The sequence below is a fragment of the Serratia sp. LTN-2 genome (assembly GCF_059740205.1).
In genome coordinates this window covers 473,752-490,921 of record NZ_JCAXDO010000001.1, presented here as the reverse complement: position 1 = coordinate 490,921, position 17,170 = coordinate 473,752, and the positions used below count along the sequence as shown (strand labels likewise).

At 54.2% G+C, this 17,170-nt stretch carries 13 protein-coding genes; 9 read left to right on the top strand and 4 right to left on the bottom strand.

Annotated elements, in window-relative coordinates; all coding sequences use genetic code 11:
* Window positions 1–97: 97 nt before the first annotated feature.
* Window positions 98–946 carry a formyltetrahydrofolate deformylase gene (gene purU / locus AC6BYQ_RS02200; protein ID WP_019452751.1) on the bottom strand — a complete coding sequence of 283 codons (849 nt, stop codon included), beginning with the start codon at window positions 944–946 and terminating at the stop codon, window positions 98–100.
* 67 nt (window positions 947–1,013) lie between these two features.
* On the bottom strand, window positions 1,014–1,478 hold the full coding sequence (locus tag AC6BYQ_RS02195; RefSeq protein ID WP_074054044.1) for a YchJ family protein: 465 nt from the start codon (window positions 1,476–1,478) through the stop codon (window positions 1,014–1,016).
* Window positions 1,479–1,595: 117 nt separating this feature from the next.
* Here AC6BYQ_RS02195 and rssA point away from each other — a divergent pair, with 117 nt between their 5' ends.
* From rssA to AC6BYQ_RS02170, 5 genes are all read left to right on the top strand, one after another.
* Window positions 1,596–2,498, top strand: coding sequence for a patatin-like phospholipase RssA (gene rssA / locus AC6BYQ_RS02190; RefSeq protein WP_432525093.1), 903 nt, complete (start codon window positions 1,596–1,598; stop codon window positions 2,496–2,498).
* 103 nt (window positions 2,499–2,601) lie between these two features.
* Window positions 2,602–3,615, top strand: a complete 1,014-nt coding sequence (gene rssB, locus AC6BYQ_RS02185; RefSeq protein WP_154746318.1) for a two-component system response regulator RssB — start codon at window positions 2,602–2,604, stop codon at window positions 3,613–3,615.
* Window positions 3,616–3,828: 213 nt separating this feature from the next.
* Window positions 3,829–4,746: a UTP--glucose-1-phosphate uridylyltransferase GalU gene (gene galU, locus AC6BYQ_RS02180; RefSeq protein ID WP_154746317.1), complete on the top strand. Its 918-nt coding sequence runs from the start codon at window positions 3,829–3,831 to the stop codon at window positions 4,744–4,746.
* 43 nt (window positions 4,747–4,789) lie between these two features.
* Entirely contained in the window at window positions 4,790–6,133 is a 1,344-nt protein-coding gene (locus AC6BYQ_RS02175; RefSeq protein WP_025159795.1) for a UDP-glucose dehydrogenase family protein, read from the top strand.
* Between the two features lie 9 nt (window positions 6,134–6,142).
* Window positions 6,143–7,153, top strand: a complete 1,011-nt coding sequence (locus tag AC6BYQ_RS02170; protein WP_498056224.1) for an NAD-dependent epimerase — start codon at window positions 6,143–6,145, stop codon at window positions 7,151–7,153.
* A gap of 186 nt (window positions 7,154–7,339) precedes the next feature.
* Here AC6BYQ_RS02170 and hns read toward each other — a convergent pair whose 3' ends face one another.
* A complete protein-coding gene (gene hns / locus AC6BYQ_RS02165) occupies window positions 7,340–7,747 on the bottom strand; it encodes a histone-like nucleoid-structuring protein H-NS (RefSeq protein ID WP_004932170.1) in 408 nt (135 codons plus the stop codon).
* Window positions 7,748–8,437: 690 nt separating this feature from the next.
* Here hns and AC6BYQ_RS02160 point away from each other — a divergent pair.
* Window positions 8,438–9,022, top strand: coding sequence for a thymidine kinase (locus tag AC6BYQ_RS02160; RefSeq protein WP_063918455.1), 585 nt, complete (start codon window positions 8,438–8,440; stop codon window positions 9,020–9,022).
* A 118-nt stretch (window positions 9,023–9,140) separates the two neighbouring features.
* Here the strand turns inward: AC6BYQ_RS02160 and adhE are convergent, their stop codons facing one another.
* Window positions 9,141–11,813, bottom strand: a complete 2,673-nt coding sequence (adhE, locus tag AC6BYQ_RS02155; RefSeq protein ID WP_019452743.1) for a bifunctional acetaldehyde-CoA/alcohol dehydrogenase — start codon at window positions 11,811–11,813, stop codon at window positions 9,141–9,143.
* 531 nt (window positions 11,814–12,344) lie between these two features.
* Here adhE and AC6BYQ_RS02150 point away from each other — a divergent pair.
* The 3 genes from AC6BYQ_RS02150 to oppA all read left to right on the top strand — a co-directional run bounded on the left by AC6BYQ_RS02150 (window position 12,345) and on the right by oppA (window position 17,108).
* Window positions 12,345–12,989 carry a YchE family NAAT transporter gene (locus AC6BYQ_RS02150; protein ID WP_015378089.1) on the top strand — a complete coding sequence of 215 codons (645 nt, stop codon included), beginning with the start codon at window positions 12,345–12,347 and terminating at the stop codon, window positions 12,987–12,989.
* Window positions 12,990–13,683: 694 nt separating this feature from the next.
* Complete coding sequence (locus AC6BYQ_RS02145) at window positions 13,684–15,321, top strand: ABC transporter substrate-binding protein (RefSeq protein ID WP_154746315.1); 1,638 nt, start codon at window positions 13,684–13,686, stop codon at window positions 15,319–15,321.
* A 149-nt stretch (window positions 15,322–15,470) separates the two neighbouring features.
* Window positions 15,471–17,108: an oligopeptide ABC transporter substrate-binding protein OppA gene (gene oppA, locus AC6BYQ_RS02140; RefSeq protein ID WP_019452741.1), complete on the top strand. Its 1,638-nt coding sequence runs from the start codon at window positions 15,471–15,473 to the stop codon at window positions 17,106–17,108.
* The last annotated feature ends 62 nt before the right edge of the window (window positions 17,109–17,170 follow it).

Sequence of the window (17,170 nt, the reverse complement as noted above, 5' to 3'; positions counted from 1 at the left end):
GATGTGTAAAGCATTGAAATGCAGAAAATGAATCGTTTGCCGTTTTTTTATTCTTGGCGGTGCATCCCTGAACGAAATGCACCGATTTATTGAGCGATTACAGAATAACGGTGCGATTGCCGTAGACGAAGACACGCTGCGCCAGTACCTGGTACAGCGCGCGGCTGAGCACATTTTTCTCGACGTCGCGGCCGGCGCGCATCATATCCTCGGCGGAGTAGGTGTGATCGACGTGGATCACGTCCTGCATGATGATTGGGCCTTCGTCGAGATTGTCGTTAACGTAGTGGGCGGTGGCGCCGATGATTTTCACGCCGCGCTCGTAGGCCTGGTGATAAGGACGCGCGCCGATAAACGCCGGCAGGAACGAATGGTGAATGTTGATCACCTGATTCGGATAATGTTGTACGAAGGCCGGCGTCAGTACGCGCATATATTTGGCCAGCACTACATAATCCGGCTGATATTGATCGATCCTGGCCGTCATTTCGCGGTCGTGCTGTTCGCGCGTCAGGCCTTCGTGGCTCACCAGGTGGAAAGGAATGTCGAAACGCTCCACCAGCGATTGCAAGGTGTCGTGGTTGCCGATCACGGCGGCGATTTCAACGTCGAGACCGCCATAGGCGCTTTTCATCAACAGATCGCCCAGGCAGTGAGCCTCTTTGGTGACCAGCACCACGATGCGCCGGCGTCCGGTGCTGTGCAGCTCGCGCAGTGAACCTTCCGGCAGCGCGCTGTCCAGATCGGCCAGCAGCGTGTTGTCGTTGAAAATGCCTTCCAGCTCGGTGCGCATGAAGAAACGCCCGGTGCGGTGATCGACGAACTCATTGTTCTGGACGATATTGAGTTCGTGCTTGTAACAAATGTTGGTGATCTTGGCGATCAGCCCTTTGGCGTCCGGGCAGATGGTGCGTAACACTTTCCGTTGTACATTTTGGTGTGGCATGAGCTTGGGGATCCTGTCTGAACTGAATGGCCTGTCTGCGTAGGCATAAACGTGAAGCGCCGGCCGGCTAGCGCCCGCAGCACTTCTTATATTTTTTCCCAGAGCCGCAGGGGCAAATTGCATTTCTGCCGGGCTGGGGTTGGGTACCGTCGATATAATACCAACGTTGATCGCGGCGAAGGAAGCGTGAGCGCTCATGCATCGCCTTAGGGGTACCGCTGTCACCGTCGGTAAAACGGGCGATGAATTCGACGAAGCCCTCATCCGCTTCATGGCCGGCTTTCTCTTCCACGATCGTCAGGCCCAGCCATTCGGTGTTTTTAAAACTGTCGACGATGGCATTGCGCCACGCTTCGGCGCCGCAATCGGGGTGCCAGGTGGCGATCAGATAGTCGACGTTATGATTAACGTAGGCGGTGAAGCGTGAACGCATCAGCTGACCCGGGGTCGGCGCCGGCTGGCTGCCATTGATAAAAGGGGCGCAGCACGCGTTGTAGGTCAGTCCGCTGCCGCATGGGCATGATTCGGGCAAAATAACTCCTGAAAGACGAGGCAGAAAATGAATTTAGCGCATATGTTACCTAACAATATTCGTTGGTGACAATCTACCCTGAAAGCAGAGGCAACCCTTTACCGAGAGGATGGCGCTATGCGGCAAATCAAGATCGGACTGGCGCTGGGGGCAGGCTCGGCCAAAGGCTGGGCCCACATCGGCGTGATTAATGCGTTAAAGAAACTGGGGATTGAGGTCGATATCGTTGCGGGTTGCTCTGTCGGTGCGCTGGTGGGCGCGGCATTCGCCAGCCATCGTTTGCCGGCGATGGAGCAGTGGGTGCGGTCGTTCAGCTATTGGGACGTGATCCGGTTGATGGATTTTTCCTGGCAGCGCGGCGGTTTGCTGCGCGGCGAACGCGTATTTAATGCCGTCGGGCAGCTGTTGAAGATCAATGACATCGCCGAGTGTGCGCTGAAGTTCGGCGCCGTGACGACCAACCTCAGCACCGGCCGCGAACTGTGGCTGACCGAGGGCGATATTCATCAGGCGGTGCGCGCTTCTTGCAGCATGCCCGGCCTGTTGGCGCCGGTGTGGGCCGACGGCTATTGGCTGGTGGATGGCGCGGTGGTGAATCCGGTACCGGTGTCGCTCTGCCGGGCGCTCGGCGCCGACATCGTCATCGCTGTCGATCTGCAGCATGACGCGCATCTGATGCAGCAGGATCTGTTCTCGGTACGCGGTGAGGACCAAAGTGCGGATGATGCCCCCGTAGGCAATTGGCGCGGGCGTCTGCGAGAGCGGGTTGGCAGAATGCGGCAGCGCAAACCGACGACGGCGCCGACGGCGATGGAGATTATGGGCACGTCGATTCAAATGTTGGAAAATCGTTTGAAACGCACGCGGATGGCGAGCGATCCGCCGGACGTCTTGATCCAACCTTTCTGTCCGCAGATTTCGACGTTGGATTTCCATCGCGCCGAAGAGGCGATCGAGGCGGGACTGCTGGCGGTGGAAAAACAACTGGATCGGTTGTTGCCGTTGATAAAAAATAGATAATTATCGGTTCTCGGTTGGCAATGCACGGTCGGTCTGTTTCAGACGAGCATAAGTGACCTTTTTGAGCCACTATTACACTATGGAAAGGGACGAGGCTCGGCTGATGGCATTACCACTCACTCACAAGCGCATCTTGATCGTGGAGGACGAACAGGTTTTTCGTTCCGTGCTGGTCGGGTACTTGACCTCGCTGGGCGCAGAAACCGGCGAAGCGACCAACGGTTTGCAGGCGCTGAGTGCCGTGGATGATTTCAAGCCGGATCTGATTCTGTGCGATCTCGCGATGCCGGAAATGGGCGGCATTGAATTTGTCGAGCACCTGCGTCTGCAGGGGGGGCAGATCCCGGTGCTGGTGATCTCGGCCACCGACAAGATGGCTGACATCGCCAAGGTATTGCGGCTGGGCGTGCAGGATGTGTTGCTGAAGCCGCTGACCGATCTGAATCGCCTGCGTGAAGCGGTGTTGGCGTGTTTATATCCCAATATGTTCACCTCCCAAGCCATTGAAGAGGTCGAGCTGTTTCAAGATTGGGATGCGTTGAGCAAAAATCCTTCCGAAGCGATTAAATTGCTTAAACAGCTGCAGCCGCCGGTACAACAGACCATTGCGCATTGCCGGATCAATTATCGGCAGTTGACCACGGGAGAGAATCCTGGCCTGGTATTGGATATCGCAGCGCTGTCAGAAAAGGATCTGGCGTTCTATTGTCTGGACGTCACCCGCGCCGGCGATAATGGCGTATTGGCGGCGTTGCTGTTGCGCGCATTATTTAATGGATTGCTGCAAGACCATCTGGCTAATCAACAACATCGCTTGCCGCAAATGTCGGCATTGTTAAAGCAGGTTAATCAATTATTGCGACAGGGGAAATTGGAGGGGCAATTCCCCCTGTTGCTGGGATATTATCACGCCGAAAATAAAAACCTGATTCTGGTTTCCGCCGGGCTGCACGCCAACGTCAATACCGGCGACAATCAAATTCAGCTGAGCAACGGCGTGCCGCTGGGTACGCTGGGCGCCACCTACATGAATCAGATCAGCCAACGCTGTACTGCCTGGCAATGTCAGGTATGGGGGAGCGGGGGCCGATTGCGGCTGATGCTCAGCGCTGAATAATCGGTGCCGAGTGGCGAGATCTTAAGCTATTCACTTATCGGTAATTAAACCGTTTATTTATTCCCCCGATTATCAGAGCGGGTAATAGTCCTAAATGTTTTCTATTTGTGTTCTGGCTAATGCTCGGCGCGCATAAGCTGGTATACTCCGAAGGTTTTTTTATATCGAGCCCAAGCTCATAAAATGAGCGCTTTAGCTTTAAGAGAGGAAATAATGCCTGCTGTAAATCGCAAAGTCAGAAAAGCCGTGATCCCGGTTGCAGGCTTGGGTACGCGGATGTTGCCAGCCACCAAAGCCATTCCAAAAGAAATGTTGCCGCTGGTTGATAAACCGCTGATCCAATACGTCGTCAATGAGTGCATTGCGGCAGGGATTAACGAGATTGTGCTGGTCACTCACTCCTCCAAGAACTCGATCGAAAACCATTTTGATACCAGTTTCGAGCTGGAAGCGATGCTGGAAAAACGCGTCAAGCGCCAATTGCTGGATGAAGTGCAGTCGATCTGCCCGAAAGGCGTTACCGTGATGCAAGTCCGCCAGGGGAACGCGAAAGGTTTGGGGCACGCAATCATGTGCGCTTACCCGATGGTGGGCGATGAGCCGGTCGCCGTGGTGTTGCCGGACGTGATCCTTGACGAATACAGCGCCGATCCGAAAAAAGACAATCTGCGCGAGATGTTGCAGCGCTTCGAAACCACCGGCGTCAGCCAGATCATGGTTGAACCCGTGCCGCATAAGGATGTCGGAAACTACGGCGTAGCCGACTGCAAGGGCGTCGATCTGCAGCCTGGTGAAAGCGCGCCGATGGTCAGCGTGGTCGAGAAGCCGTCGCCGGATAAAGCGCCTTCCAACCTGGCGATCGTCGGTCGTTACGTGCTGTCCGCCGATATTTGGCCGCTGCTGGCGAAAACGCCTCCGGGCGCCGGCGATGAAATTCAGCTGACTGACAGCATCGAAATGTTGATGCAGCAGGAAACGGTGGAAGCGTATCACCTGAAAGGCGTGAGCCATGACTGCGGCAACAAGCTGGGTTATATGCAGGCGTTTGTAGAATACGGCATGCGTCATGCCAGCCTGGGCAAAGAATTTTCTCAGTGGCTGCAACAGGTTGTTGCCGCTGACAAGAAGTAATTGAATGATCTTTCGTCTTAATTTGAAAAACTAGGATTTTCACATGAAAGTAACAGTTTTTGGTATTGGCTATGTGGGTCTGGTGCAGGCCGCCGTGCTGGCTGAAGTCGGCCATGACGTGATGTGCATCGACGTCGACGAACGAAAAGTCGAAAACCTGAAAAAAGGTAATATCCCGATTTTTGAACCGGGCCTGACCCCGCTGGTGCAGCAAAACTATGAGGCCGGCCGCCTGCATTTCACCACCGATGCCAAAGCGGGCGTGGCGCACGGGAATATCCAGTTCATCGCCGTCGGTACGCCGCCGGATGAAGACGGTTCCGCCGACCTGAAATATGTCACTGCGGTGGCTCGCACCATTGCCGAGCACATGACCGATCGCAAAGTGGTGATCGACAAATCCACCGTACCGGTCGGTACGGCGGACAAGGTGCGCCAGGTGATGGCGGAAACGCTGGCGAAGCGCGGCAGCAATGTGCCGTTCGACGTGGTGTCTAACCCGGAATTCCTGAAGGAAGGCGCGGCGGTGGCAGACTGCATGCGTCCTGAGCGCATCGTCATCGGCACCGATAATAAAGATGTGATCGAACCTATTCGCGAGCTGTACGAACCGTTTAACCGCAATCACGATCGCATGATCATGATGGATATCCGCAGCGCGGAGCTGACCAAATACGCCGCTAACTGCATGCTGGCGACTAAAATCAGCTTTATGAACGAAATGTCCAATCTGGCGGAAATGCTGGGCGCAGATATCGAAAAAGTGCGTCAGGGCATCGGTTCCGACTCTCGCATCGGTTATCACTTCATCTACCCTGGCTGCGGTTACGGCGGCTCGTGCTTCCCGAAAGACGTGCAGGCGCTGATCCGCACGGCGGAGCAGATCGGTTACCAACCGAAGCTGCTGCAGGCGGTTGAGCAGGTCAACTACCAACAGAAAGACAAGCTGAACAGCTTTATCAAAGACTACTTCGGCAGCGATCTGAAGGGCAAAACCTTCGCGCTGTGGGGCCTGGCGTTCAAGCCGAATACCGATGACATGCGTGAAGCCTCCAGCCGCGTGCTGATGGAGCAACTGTGGGCCGCCGGCGCCACCGTTCAGGCTTACGATCCGGAAGCGATGAACGAAGTCCAACGCATCTATGGCCAGCGTGATGACTTGAAGCTGATGGGTACCAAAGAGGCTGCGCTGCACGGCGCCGATGCTCTGGTGATCTGTACCGAATGGCAGAACTTCCGCGCACCGGACTTCGACGTGATCAAAAGTGAACTGAAGCAGCCGGTGATCTTCGATGGACGTAACCTGTACGATCCGGAACGTTTGGAAAATCGCGGCTTTACCTACTACGCGATTGGCCGCGGCGCCTCGATTAAACCGGTTATTTAAGGAGTGGGCATGAAATTCCTGGTTACAGGCGCCGCAGGGTTTATTGGCTATCACGTTGCAGAGCGTTTGTTGACCGCCGGTCATCAGGTTGTCGGCATTGATAACCTGAACGACTATTATGACGTGGGCCTGAAAATGGCCCGTCTGGACAGACTGGCGGATAAGCCGGGATTCCGCTTTATTAAGCTGGATTTGGCCGATCGTGAAGGTATGGCGGCATTGTTTGCCGAGCATCAGTTCCAACGAGTCATTCATTTGGGAGCTCAGGCCGGCGTGCGTTATTCGTTGGTCAATCCGTTGGCTTATGCGGATGCTAACCTGATCGGCCATTTAAACGTTCTGGAAGGTTGCCGTCATAATAAAGTTGAGCATTTGCTCTATGCCTCTTCCAGTTCGGTATATGGCCTGAATCGCAAGCTGCCGTTTGCAACCGAAGATTCGGTTGATCATCCGGTGTCACTGTATGCGGCAACTAAAAAGGCCAATGAGCTGATGTCGCACAGTTACTCCCATTTATACGGTCTCCCGACGACCGGACTGCGCTTCTTTACCGTATATGGTCCTTGGGGGCGTCCGGATATGGCGCTGTTCAAGTTTACCAAGGCCATATTGGCGGGGGAGAGCATCGATGTATATAACCACGGTGAAATGCACCGTGACTTTACTTACATCGATGATATCGCCGAGGCGATTGTACGGCTGCAGGCGGTTATTCCGCAGGCAGATCCGTCATGGACCGTTGAACAGGGATCGCCGGCGACCAGTTCCGCACCGTATCATGTTTATAATATCGGCAATAACACGCCTGTTAAACTGATGGAATATATCCGTGCATTGGAGCTGGCATTGGGGATGACTGCCCGTAAGAATATGCTGCCGATGCAACCTGGCGACGTGATGGATACCAGCGCGGATACGGAAGAGCTTTATCGTGACATCGGTTTTAAACCGGAAACCAGTGTTGAAGAGGGCGTAAAGCGCTTCGTTGACTGGTATAAGGCATTCTATCAGGTTCAATAATTGAACGTGGGTGTAAATGCGATAAAGGGGCCTTAGGGTCCCTTTTTTTTCACCGAAATTTCATGCTCGAAGGAAAAGCGAATTAGGATATTTACTAAAAGGCGAGAGAGAGCGGGAGTCGAGCGATAAGCTTTAAAATGAAAAGGCCCCCCGAAGGGAGCCTTTCAGATACGGACTGCGTCGCTATTACAGCAGGAAATCGTCCAGAGATTTACCTTGCTCTTCGATAGCTTTCTTGATCACCGCAGGAGTACGGCCTTGACCGGTCCAGGTTTTCAGTTCGCCGTTTTCGTCTTTATATTGGTATTTAGCCGGGCGTGCTGCGCGTTTTGCTTTACCAGCAGCCTTGTTGGCAGCCATAGTTTGCAGCAGTTCATTCGGGTCGATACCGTCAGCAATCAGCATTTCGCGGTATTGCTGCAGTTTACGAGTGCGTTCTTCGATTTCTGCTTGAGCCTGGCTGTCTTCTTCGCGACGTTCGTTCACAACAACTTCCAGTTTCTCGAGCATTTCTTCCAGCGTTTCCAGCGTGCATTCTCTTGCCTGGGCGCGCAGAGTGCGGATGTTGTTCAAAATCTTTAATGCTTCGCTCATTGTCCTAGTCTCAAATTATATTGGTGGGGGGCGTCTCGATAATAATAGAGTGCTCTTTTCTTTTCTGCAATAGCCAAATTGACATGAATACTCAAATTTACCTTTAAAGAAACCGTTAATCGGATCCGGACGACTAATAATAGGAAGGGCTGTTAACTATTACCCTCATCTTGCTTAAGCCAAAATTTCAGCAGACATGCTTTAAAAGATACGTGCCGCAAGGCTTTCCTCGATAAGTTATCGCCGCAATTTATATCAATATTACAATGAGTTCTGTGGGCTTAATCACGTCGTGGCACTGCAGACATTGTAAACAATAGGGGTATATTGGTAAAGATCACGTCAGGAAACGTCGGGGTGCTTGTGAAGGTGATTAAATGCCCGATATTGGCCGCAGTATAATAGCCAGAGCCGCCGTCACGGCTGCCGCGCCTGCGGTGGGTAAAGGGCGGCTGTGCATTAATGTGCGATAACCATTAGCAAGAATTAATAGTGATGACAGGCATACATTATCCTGTAAATAGCTGTAAAAAGAACGTACCGACAGAACGATATGTTTCGCTTGAAAGCGCATTATTACGGCGAACGCAATATTCACTCGCTTTGGGCTGAGCCCGGGGCCGGGTTATGGTACACTTGCCGTCCTAATCAACATTTGAATATTTCTTATACCATCGGAGTTGCGGGGCCATGGCTCAACTTTATTTTTATTACTCTGCGATGAATGCCGGCAAGTCCACCGCGCTGCTACAGTCTTCATATAACTATCAAGAGCGTGGTATGCGCACGCTGGTGTTCACTGCGGAGATCGATCATCGCTTTGGCGTGGGCAAAGTCAGTTCGCGCATCGGCTTATCCTCGCAGGCCCAGCTTTATAACAATGACTCGATGTTGTACGCCATGATTCAGCAAGAGCATCAGCAGCAGCCGGTGCACTGCGTGCTGCTGGACGAAAGCCAGTTCCTGACTAAAGCACAGGTTGAACAATTGTGCGACGTGGTGGATCAACTGGACATTCCCGTATTGTGTTACGGCTTGCGAACCGATTTTCTCGGCGAACTGTTTATCGGCAGCCAATATTTACTGGCCTGGGCCGATAAGCTGGTGGAATTGAAAACCATCTGCCACTGCGGGCGCAAAGCCAATATGGTGTTGCGGTTGGATGAGAATGGCAAGGCGATGCACGCCGGCGAGCAAGTGGTGATTGGCGGTAACGAGAGCTATGTCTCTGTCTGCCGCAAGCATTATAAAGAGGCGATTCACTCCCTGGAGTAGGGCCGAAAACGTCGCCAGGGCCGGCTGAGGCGCTTTGGCGGCGGGGTCAGAAAACAGCGCGTCAGGCGCAATAAAAAACCCGCCGTTCGGCGGGTTTTTTCATCGGTTCACGGAACCGTTATTTCTTGGACTTTTTTACCGCAGCTTTGGCAGCTGCCGGTGCTGCCGCTTCCTCTTCTACCGTTTCACTGAATTCGCGGCCGTAGAAGGTATCCAGCATGATTTGCTTCAGTTCGGCAATCAGCGGATAGCGTGGGTTGGCGCCGGTGCACTGGTCGTCGAAAGCGTCTTCCGACAGCTTGTCGACCTTCGCCAGGAAGTCCGCTTCCTGCACGCCCGCCTCACGGATGGAGGTTGGGATGCCCAACTCTGTTTTCAGCTCATCCAGCCAGGCCAGCAGTTTCTCAATCTTCTGCGCGGTGCGGTCGCCCGGTGCGCTCAGACCGAGGTGGTCAGCGATTTCAGCGTAGCGACGGCGCGCCTGAGGGCGGTCGTACTGGCTGAAGGCCGTCTGCTTGGTCGGGTTGTCGTTCGCGTTGTAGCGAATGACGTTGGAAATCAGCATCGCGTTGGCCAGGCCGTGCGGAATGTGGAACTCCGAACCCAGTTTGTGCGCCATGGAGTGACAAACCCCGAGGAAGGCGTTGGCGAAAGCGATACCGGCGATGGTGGCGGCGTTGTGCACGCGTTCACGGGCAACCGGGTTTTTCGCGCCTTCTTTGTAGCTGGCCGGCAGATACTCTTTCAACAGTTTCAGCGCCTGCAGCGCCTGGCCGTCGGAGTATTCGTTCGCCAGCACCGACACGTAAGCTTCCAGCGCGTGGGTCACCGCATCCAGGCCACCGAAGGCGCACAGGGATTTCGGCATGTTCATCACCAGGTTGGCGTCGACAATCGCCATGTCCGGGGTCAGCGCATAGTCGGCCAGCGGGTATTTCTGTCCGGTGGCGTCGTCGGTCACGACCGCGAACGGTGTGACTTCTGAACCGGTACCTGACGTGGTGGTGATGGCGATCATTTTCGCTTTCACGCCCATTTTCGGGAATTTGTAGATACGCTTGCGGATGTCCATGAAGCGCAGCGCCAGATCCTCGAAGTGGGTTTCAGGATGTTCGTACAGCACCCACATGATTTTCGCGGCGTCCATCGGCGAACCGCCGCCCAGCGCGATGATGACGTCCGGTTTGAAGGAGTTCATCTGCTCGGCGCCTTTACGCACGATGCTCAGCGTCGGATCGGCCTCTACTTCGAAGAACACTTCGGTTTCGATGCCGTGTGACTTCAGAACCTTGGTGATCTGGTCGGCATAGCCGTTGTTGAACAGGAAACGGTCGGTCACGATGAAGGCGCGTTTCGCCCCGTCGGTCGCCACTTCTTCCAGCGCGATAGGCAGCGAGCCACGGCGGAAGTAGATCGATTTCGGAAGTTTATGCCACAACATGTTTTCTGCTCGCTTCGCTACAGTTTTCTTGTTGATCAGGTGTTTAGGTCCGACGTTTTCAGAGATGGAGTTACCACCCCAGGAACCGCAACCCAGCGTCAGCGAAGGCGCGAGTTTAAAGTTGTACAGGTCGCCGATGCCGCCCTGAGAAGCCGGGGTGTTGATCAGGATGCGAGCCGTTTTCATTTTATCGCCGAAGTAGGCGACGCGAGCCGTTTGGTTATCCTGGTCGGTGTACAGGCAGGAGGTGTGGCCGATACCGCCCATGGCGACCAGTTTTTCGGCTTTGGAGACCGCGTCTTCGAAGTCTTTGGCGCGGTACATCGCCAGGGTAGGCGACAGTTTTTCATGCGCGAAAGGTTCGGTTTCGTCGACCAGCTTCACTTCACCGATCAGCACCTTGGTGTTGGCCGGCACTTTAATGCCTGCCATCTCGGCGATTTTCGGTGCGGATTGACCCACGATGGCCGCGTTCAGGCCGCCGTTTTTCAAAATGATGTCCTGCACCGCTTTCAGCTCTTTACCCTGCAGCAGGTAGCCGCCGTGAGAGGCGAAGCGTTCGCGCACCGCATCATAGACGGAGTCAACGACGATGACCGACTGCTCGGAGGCGCAGATGACGCCGCTGTCGAAGGTTTTGGACATCAGGATAGAGGCGACCACGCGTTTGATGTCTGCGGTTTCGTCTACTACCACCGGCGTATTACCGGCACCTACGCCGATCGCCGGTTTGCCTGAGCTGTAGGCGGCTTTCACCATGCCCGGGCCACCGGTGGCCAGGATCAGGTTGATGTCAGGGTGGTGCATCAGCTGGTTGGACAGCTCGACGGTAGGCTGATCGATCCAACCGATGATGTCTTTTGGCGCACCGGCGGCGATAGCGGCCTGCAGCACGATATCGGCGGCTTTGTTGGTGGCATTCTTCGCGCGCGGATGTGGCGAGAAGATGATGCCGTTGCGGGTTTTGAGGCTGATCAGCGCTTTGAAGATCGCGGTAGAAGTTGGGTTGGTGGTAGGGACGATACCGCAAATCAGACCGATAGGCTCGGCGATGGTGATGGTACCGAAAGTGTCATCTTCAGACAGGATGCCACAGGTTTTTTCGTCTTTATAGGCGTTGTAGATGTACTCGGAAGCGAAGTGGTTTTTGATCACTTTGTCTTCGACGATACCCATTCCGGATTCTTCCACGGCCATTTTGGCCAACGGGATACGGGCATCAGCAGCGGCGAGGGCGGCAGCGCGGAAGATTTTGTCCACTTGCTCTTGAGTGAAGTTGGCATATTCGCGCTGGGCTTTTTTGACACGTGCGACAAGCTCGTTCAGTTCAGCGACATTCGTTACAGCCATAATGCTCTCCTGATAATGTTAAACTCTTTCAGTAAATAAGCCGTGCGAGCCACTAGTATAGTCATAACGCGGATAAACGGTGATTCGAATACCGGGGAATTCCCGCGTTATTTCTTCGCATGCTGCTGATTTGCTTAAAGAGCTTTACCCTACGCCAACCGGAGGGGCAGGCAGTGAGGAGAACGGAACCGGCGATGTGGCCACCTACTTTGTTCTACTCCCTGACTACGACTAAGAGCTTACCCACTGTTGGGTAGTTTATTTGTGATCTAAATCATGAAAAGTGCAAGCTGACACCTTTCAGCTTGCTGGTGTTGGGAATCATTCTTGATAACTGTGAGCGGTGACTCTTTTTTCAACATAAAAAATCAAAAGGCCATACATCACTTTAACAAAGGGCATTTGTTTCGTCTCATAACTTGCTGACAGTCAAAAATGCTGCTCGGGCCGGATGGATTACCCGCGCCAATTCCATTACATTAGCGCGCATAGGCAGCACACCTTTTCATAGCGATTAATGCGGAGCCATCTGTGGGCCAATCTCTGTTGGATCTTTCCGGCTTTATCAAGTTCTTTGTCGGTCTGTTTGCGCTGGTCAACCCGGTCGGCATTTTGCCGGTGTTTATCAGCATGACCAGCTACCAGGCGGAAGCCGGGCGCAACAAAACCAACCTGACCGCCAACCTGTCGGTCGCCATCATTCTGTGGACGTCGTTGTTCCTGGGTGAAGGGATCTTGCGCATGTTCGGCATCTCTATCGATTCGTTTCGCATCGCCGGCGGTATTCTGGTGGTGACCATAGCCATGTCGATGATCAGCGGCAAGCTGGGGGAAGACAAACAGAACAAGCAGGAAAAATCGGAGAGCGCGATCCGCGAGAGCATCGGCGTGGTGCCGTTAGCGCTGCCGCTGATGGCGGGGCCGGGGGCCATCAGTTCCACCATCGTCTGGAGTTCCCGCTATCACAACTGGCAAAGCCTGCTCGGCTTCACGGTGGCGATCGCTTTGTTCGCATTTTGTTGCTGGCTGTTGTTCCGTGCCGCGCCGCTGTTGGTACGCTTGCTGGGGCAGACCGGCATTAACGTAATCACCCGTATCATGGGCCTGTTGCTGATGGCGCTTGGAATCGAATTTATCGTGACCGGCATTAAGGCGATATTCCCCGGTCTGTTGTGATAGCCGCGTTTAGCCGCGTCTCGCCTATTGGCGCGGCTAAAGTTAATTTTAAAATTTAAATTATTTATTAGTTCGCATTATTATAGTGCATGGAGTGAATAAAATTTAAGCCGTTGCACTCTTATGTTGCATAAATCTCATGTTGCTGCTCAAAAAAAACGCTAAGCATTATTTCAAACACTTTTCCTTCCCCATTTCTGCCATTTTTGCCCCCGTTCAACGGTCAAGCTGTTGTTAAATTAATCACATCATTCTGTGGGGCTTGTCTCACTTTCATCCAGGTGTTATTAGTGATTAACCGCCCCATTGGCAGGTGTTTGTTCTTTGAATGGCCAGATTGTTAACTGAATGTTTCTTTGTGTGGCGGTGAGATTGCACTAACGGTTTCAAATGAAATGATTTTTGTTTTTTTATCTTTAAAATCAAAGTTATGAGATTGCCTTCACGCGGCCTCGATCTCAGGGGGCGGACGAGGCTTGGTGCGATAAAAGAGAATTGCTTAACATTTTCGTAAAATTTATTGGCTATGGAATTTGGCTTCTGCTAATTTCCGAGCAACTTTCCCGTGGTCAATTAACTGAAATGCGCCACAAAAACGGGAATGATTTTTGCTGGTATCCGTTTATTTAGAATTCTTATAAACACTTCACAAACTTCGATAAGCGATGCTTGTCGGTGAAAAGGAGCCTCGATTATGCAGCAAACCCTGAAGCGCACTTCTTTGACCTTGTTGATTAGCGGCGCGTTGAGCGTCGGCGCCGTAAATAGCAGTTTGGCGGCTGAGGTTCCAGCCGGCGTCCAATTGGCGCAGCAGCAGAATATTGTGATTAACAACGGCAGCGAAGTGGCTTCATTGGATCCGCATAAGGTCGAGGGGGTGCCGGAAAGCAATATCATTCTTAATCTGCTGGAAGGGCTGGTGAGCACCGACGCCAACGGGCATGTGGTGCCGGCGGCGGCGACCCGCTGGGAAAATCAGGATTATCGGCAGTGGACCTTCCACCTGCGCCCTGGCGCGGTGTGGAGTGACGGCAGCCCGGTGACCGCGCAAGACTTCGTCTACAGCTGGCAGCGTTTGGCCGATCCGAAAATCGCCTCGCCGTACGCCAGCTATCTGCAATACACCAAGGTCGAGAATATCGACGACATCCTGACCGGCAAAAAGAGCCCGCAGACGCTCGGCGTCAAGGCGTTGGACGACCAGACGCTGCAGGTGACCCTGAGCGAGCCGGTGCCGTATTTCATCAGCATGCTGAGTCACACGTCGCTCAAGCCGGTCAAGCGCGCGGTGGTGGAGAAATTTGGCGACAAATGGACGCTGCCCGCCAACTATGTCGGCAACGGCGCTTACCGCCTGAAAGAGTGGGTGGTGAACGAACGCATCGTACTGGTGCGCAGCCCGAGCTACTGGAATGACAAGCAGACGGTGATCAATCAGGCGACCTTCCTGCCGATCGCTTCGGAAGTCAGCGACGTCAACCGCTTCCGCAGCGGCGAGATCGACATCACCAACAGCGCCATCCCGCCGTATCTGTACGTCAAAATGAAACGCGAAGTGCCCGAGCAGCTGCACGTTAACCCTTATCTGTGCACCTTCTATTACGAGCTCAATAACCAGCGGGCGCCGTTCACCGATCCGCGCGTGCGCGCGGCGGTGAAAATGACGCTGGATCGCGACATCATCGCCAACAAGATCATGGGCCAGGGGCAGATCCCGGCCTACAGCTTCACGCCGACCTTCACGGAAGGCGCCAACTTCACTCAGCCGGCCTGGGCCGGATGGAGCCAGGAACAGCGCAATGCCGAAGCCAAAAAACTGCTGGCGGAAGCGGGCTACAGCGACGCCAAACCGCTGAAATTCTCGCTGTTGTACAACACCTCCGATCAAAACAAACAGCAGGCGATCGCCGCCGCGTCGATGTGGAAGAAGAATCTCGGCGCCGACGTCACGCTGCGCAATCAGGAGTGGAAAACCTCGCTGGAAAGCCGCCATCAGGGGCAATACGACGTGGCGCGCGCCACCTGGTGCGGGGATTACAACGAACCGAGCGCCTTCCTGAATCTGGTGTTGTCCAACAGCAGCATCAATACCGTGTTTTATAAGAGCCCGGCGTTCGACGCCATCATGGCCGCGACGTTGAAGGCGCCGGATGAAGCTGCGCGCGCCGCGCTCTACCAGCAGGCGGAAGCGCAGCTGGATAAAGACTCCGCGTTGATCCCGGTTTATTACCGCGTCAGTGCGCGATTGATCAAACCGACGGTGGGCGGGTTCACCGGCAAAGATCCGCTGGACTATACCGACGTTAAGAATCTGTACATTATCAAGCAGTAAAAGGGGTATTCCTCGCGTCGAACCGCAGAGGAATATGGGGGAAGGCCGGCCGCCGCATTCGTTCCGCGGCGGCGGGAAAACAGAGTCCGCTAACGGGCAACGCAGGCTCCACGGAGAGCCTGTGATAATAAAAACTGGAGTCGATAAGCATGACCAACATCACGAAGAAAACTCTCATTGCCGCCGGCGTTATCGCCGCGCTGGGCATCACAGCAACCGCGGGCGCTTTCGCCGCTGACGTTCCTGCGGGCGTGCAGCTGGCCGACAAGCAAGAAATCGTCAAAAACAACGGTTCCGAAGTGCAGTCGCTGGATCCGCATAAAATCGAGGGCGTGCCGGAAAATAACGTCACCCGCGATCTGATGGAAGGCCTGGCGAACAACAGCCCGGACGGTTCTATCGTGCCAGGGGTTGCGGAAAGCTGGGATAACAAGGATTTCAAAGTCTGGACCTTCCACCTGCGTAAAGACGCCAAATGGTCCAACGGCAAGCCGGTGACGGCGCAAGATTTCGTCTACAGCTGGCAGCGCGTGGTCGATCCGAAAACCGCTTCGCCTTACGCCAGCTATCTGCAATACGCTCACGTAGAAAACGTCGATGACATCATCGCCGGCAAAAAAGACAAATCGACGCTGGGCGTGAAGGCCATCGACGACCACACCTTCCAGGTAACCTTGAGCGAGCCGGTGCCTTATCTGGTTGAAATGACCCCGCACTACGCCATGAAGCCGGTTTATAAAGACGCGGTGGAGAAGTTCGGCGAGAAGTGGACGCTGCCGGCCAACTACGTCAGCAACGGCGCCTATAAACTGAAAGACTGGATCGTCAACGAACGCATCGTGCTGGAGCGCAACCCGGAATATTGGGACAATGCCAAAACCATCATCAATAAAGTGACGTTCCTGCCTATTTCGTCGGAAGTGACCGACGTTAACCGCTACCGCACCGGTGAAATCGACATGACCTACAACAACATGCCGATCGAACTGTTCCAGAAGCTGAAGAAAGAGATCCCGAAAGAGGTGCACGTCGATCCTTATCTGTGCACCTATTACTACGAAATCAACAACCAGAAGGCGCCGTTCACCGATGCGCGCGTGCGTGAAGCGCTGAAGCTGGGCATGGACCGCGACATTATCGTCAACAAGGTGAAAAACCAGGGCGATCTGCCGGCCTACAGCTTTACGCCGCCATACACCGACGGCGCCAAGCTGACCCCGCCAGAGTGGTTCGGTTGGACGCAGGAAAAACGCAACGAAGTGGCGAAGAAACTGCTGGCGGACGCCGGCTACGGCCCGGGTAAACCGCTGACTTTCTCCCTGCTGTACAACACCTCCGACTTGCACAAGAAGCTGGCGATCGCCGCCGCCTCCATCTGGAAGAAAAACCTGGGCGTGGACGTGAAGCTGGTGAACCAGGAGTGGAAAACCTTCCTGGATACCCGCCATCAGGGTACCTATGACGTGGCGCGCGCCGGCTGGTGTGCCGATTACAACGAGCCGAGCTCGTTCCTGAACATGATGCTGTCCGACAGCAGCAGTAACACCCCGCACTACAAGAGCGCCGAGTTCGACAAGCTGATGGCGAACGTGTTGACCGCGAAGACCAAAGACGAGCGCGCCGATCTGTATCAGAAAGCGGAAGTTCAGCTGGATAAAGATTCCGCCATCGTTCCGCTGTATTACTACGTGAACGCCCGTTTGGTGAAACCTTACGTCGGTGGCTACACCGGCAAAGACCCGCTTGATAACGTGTACGACAAAAACCTGTACATCATCAAGCATTGATACGGTAAGAGCCGGCGGCGCAGCCGCCGGCCCATGTTGAGAATAATAAGCCGTCATCAGGC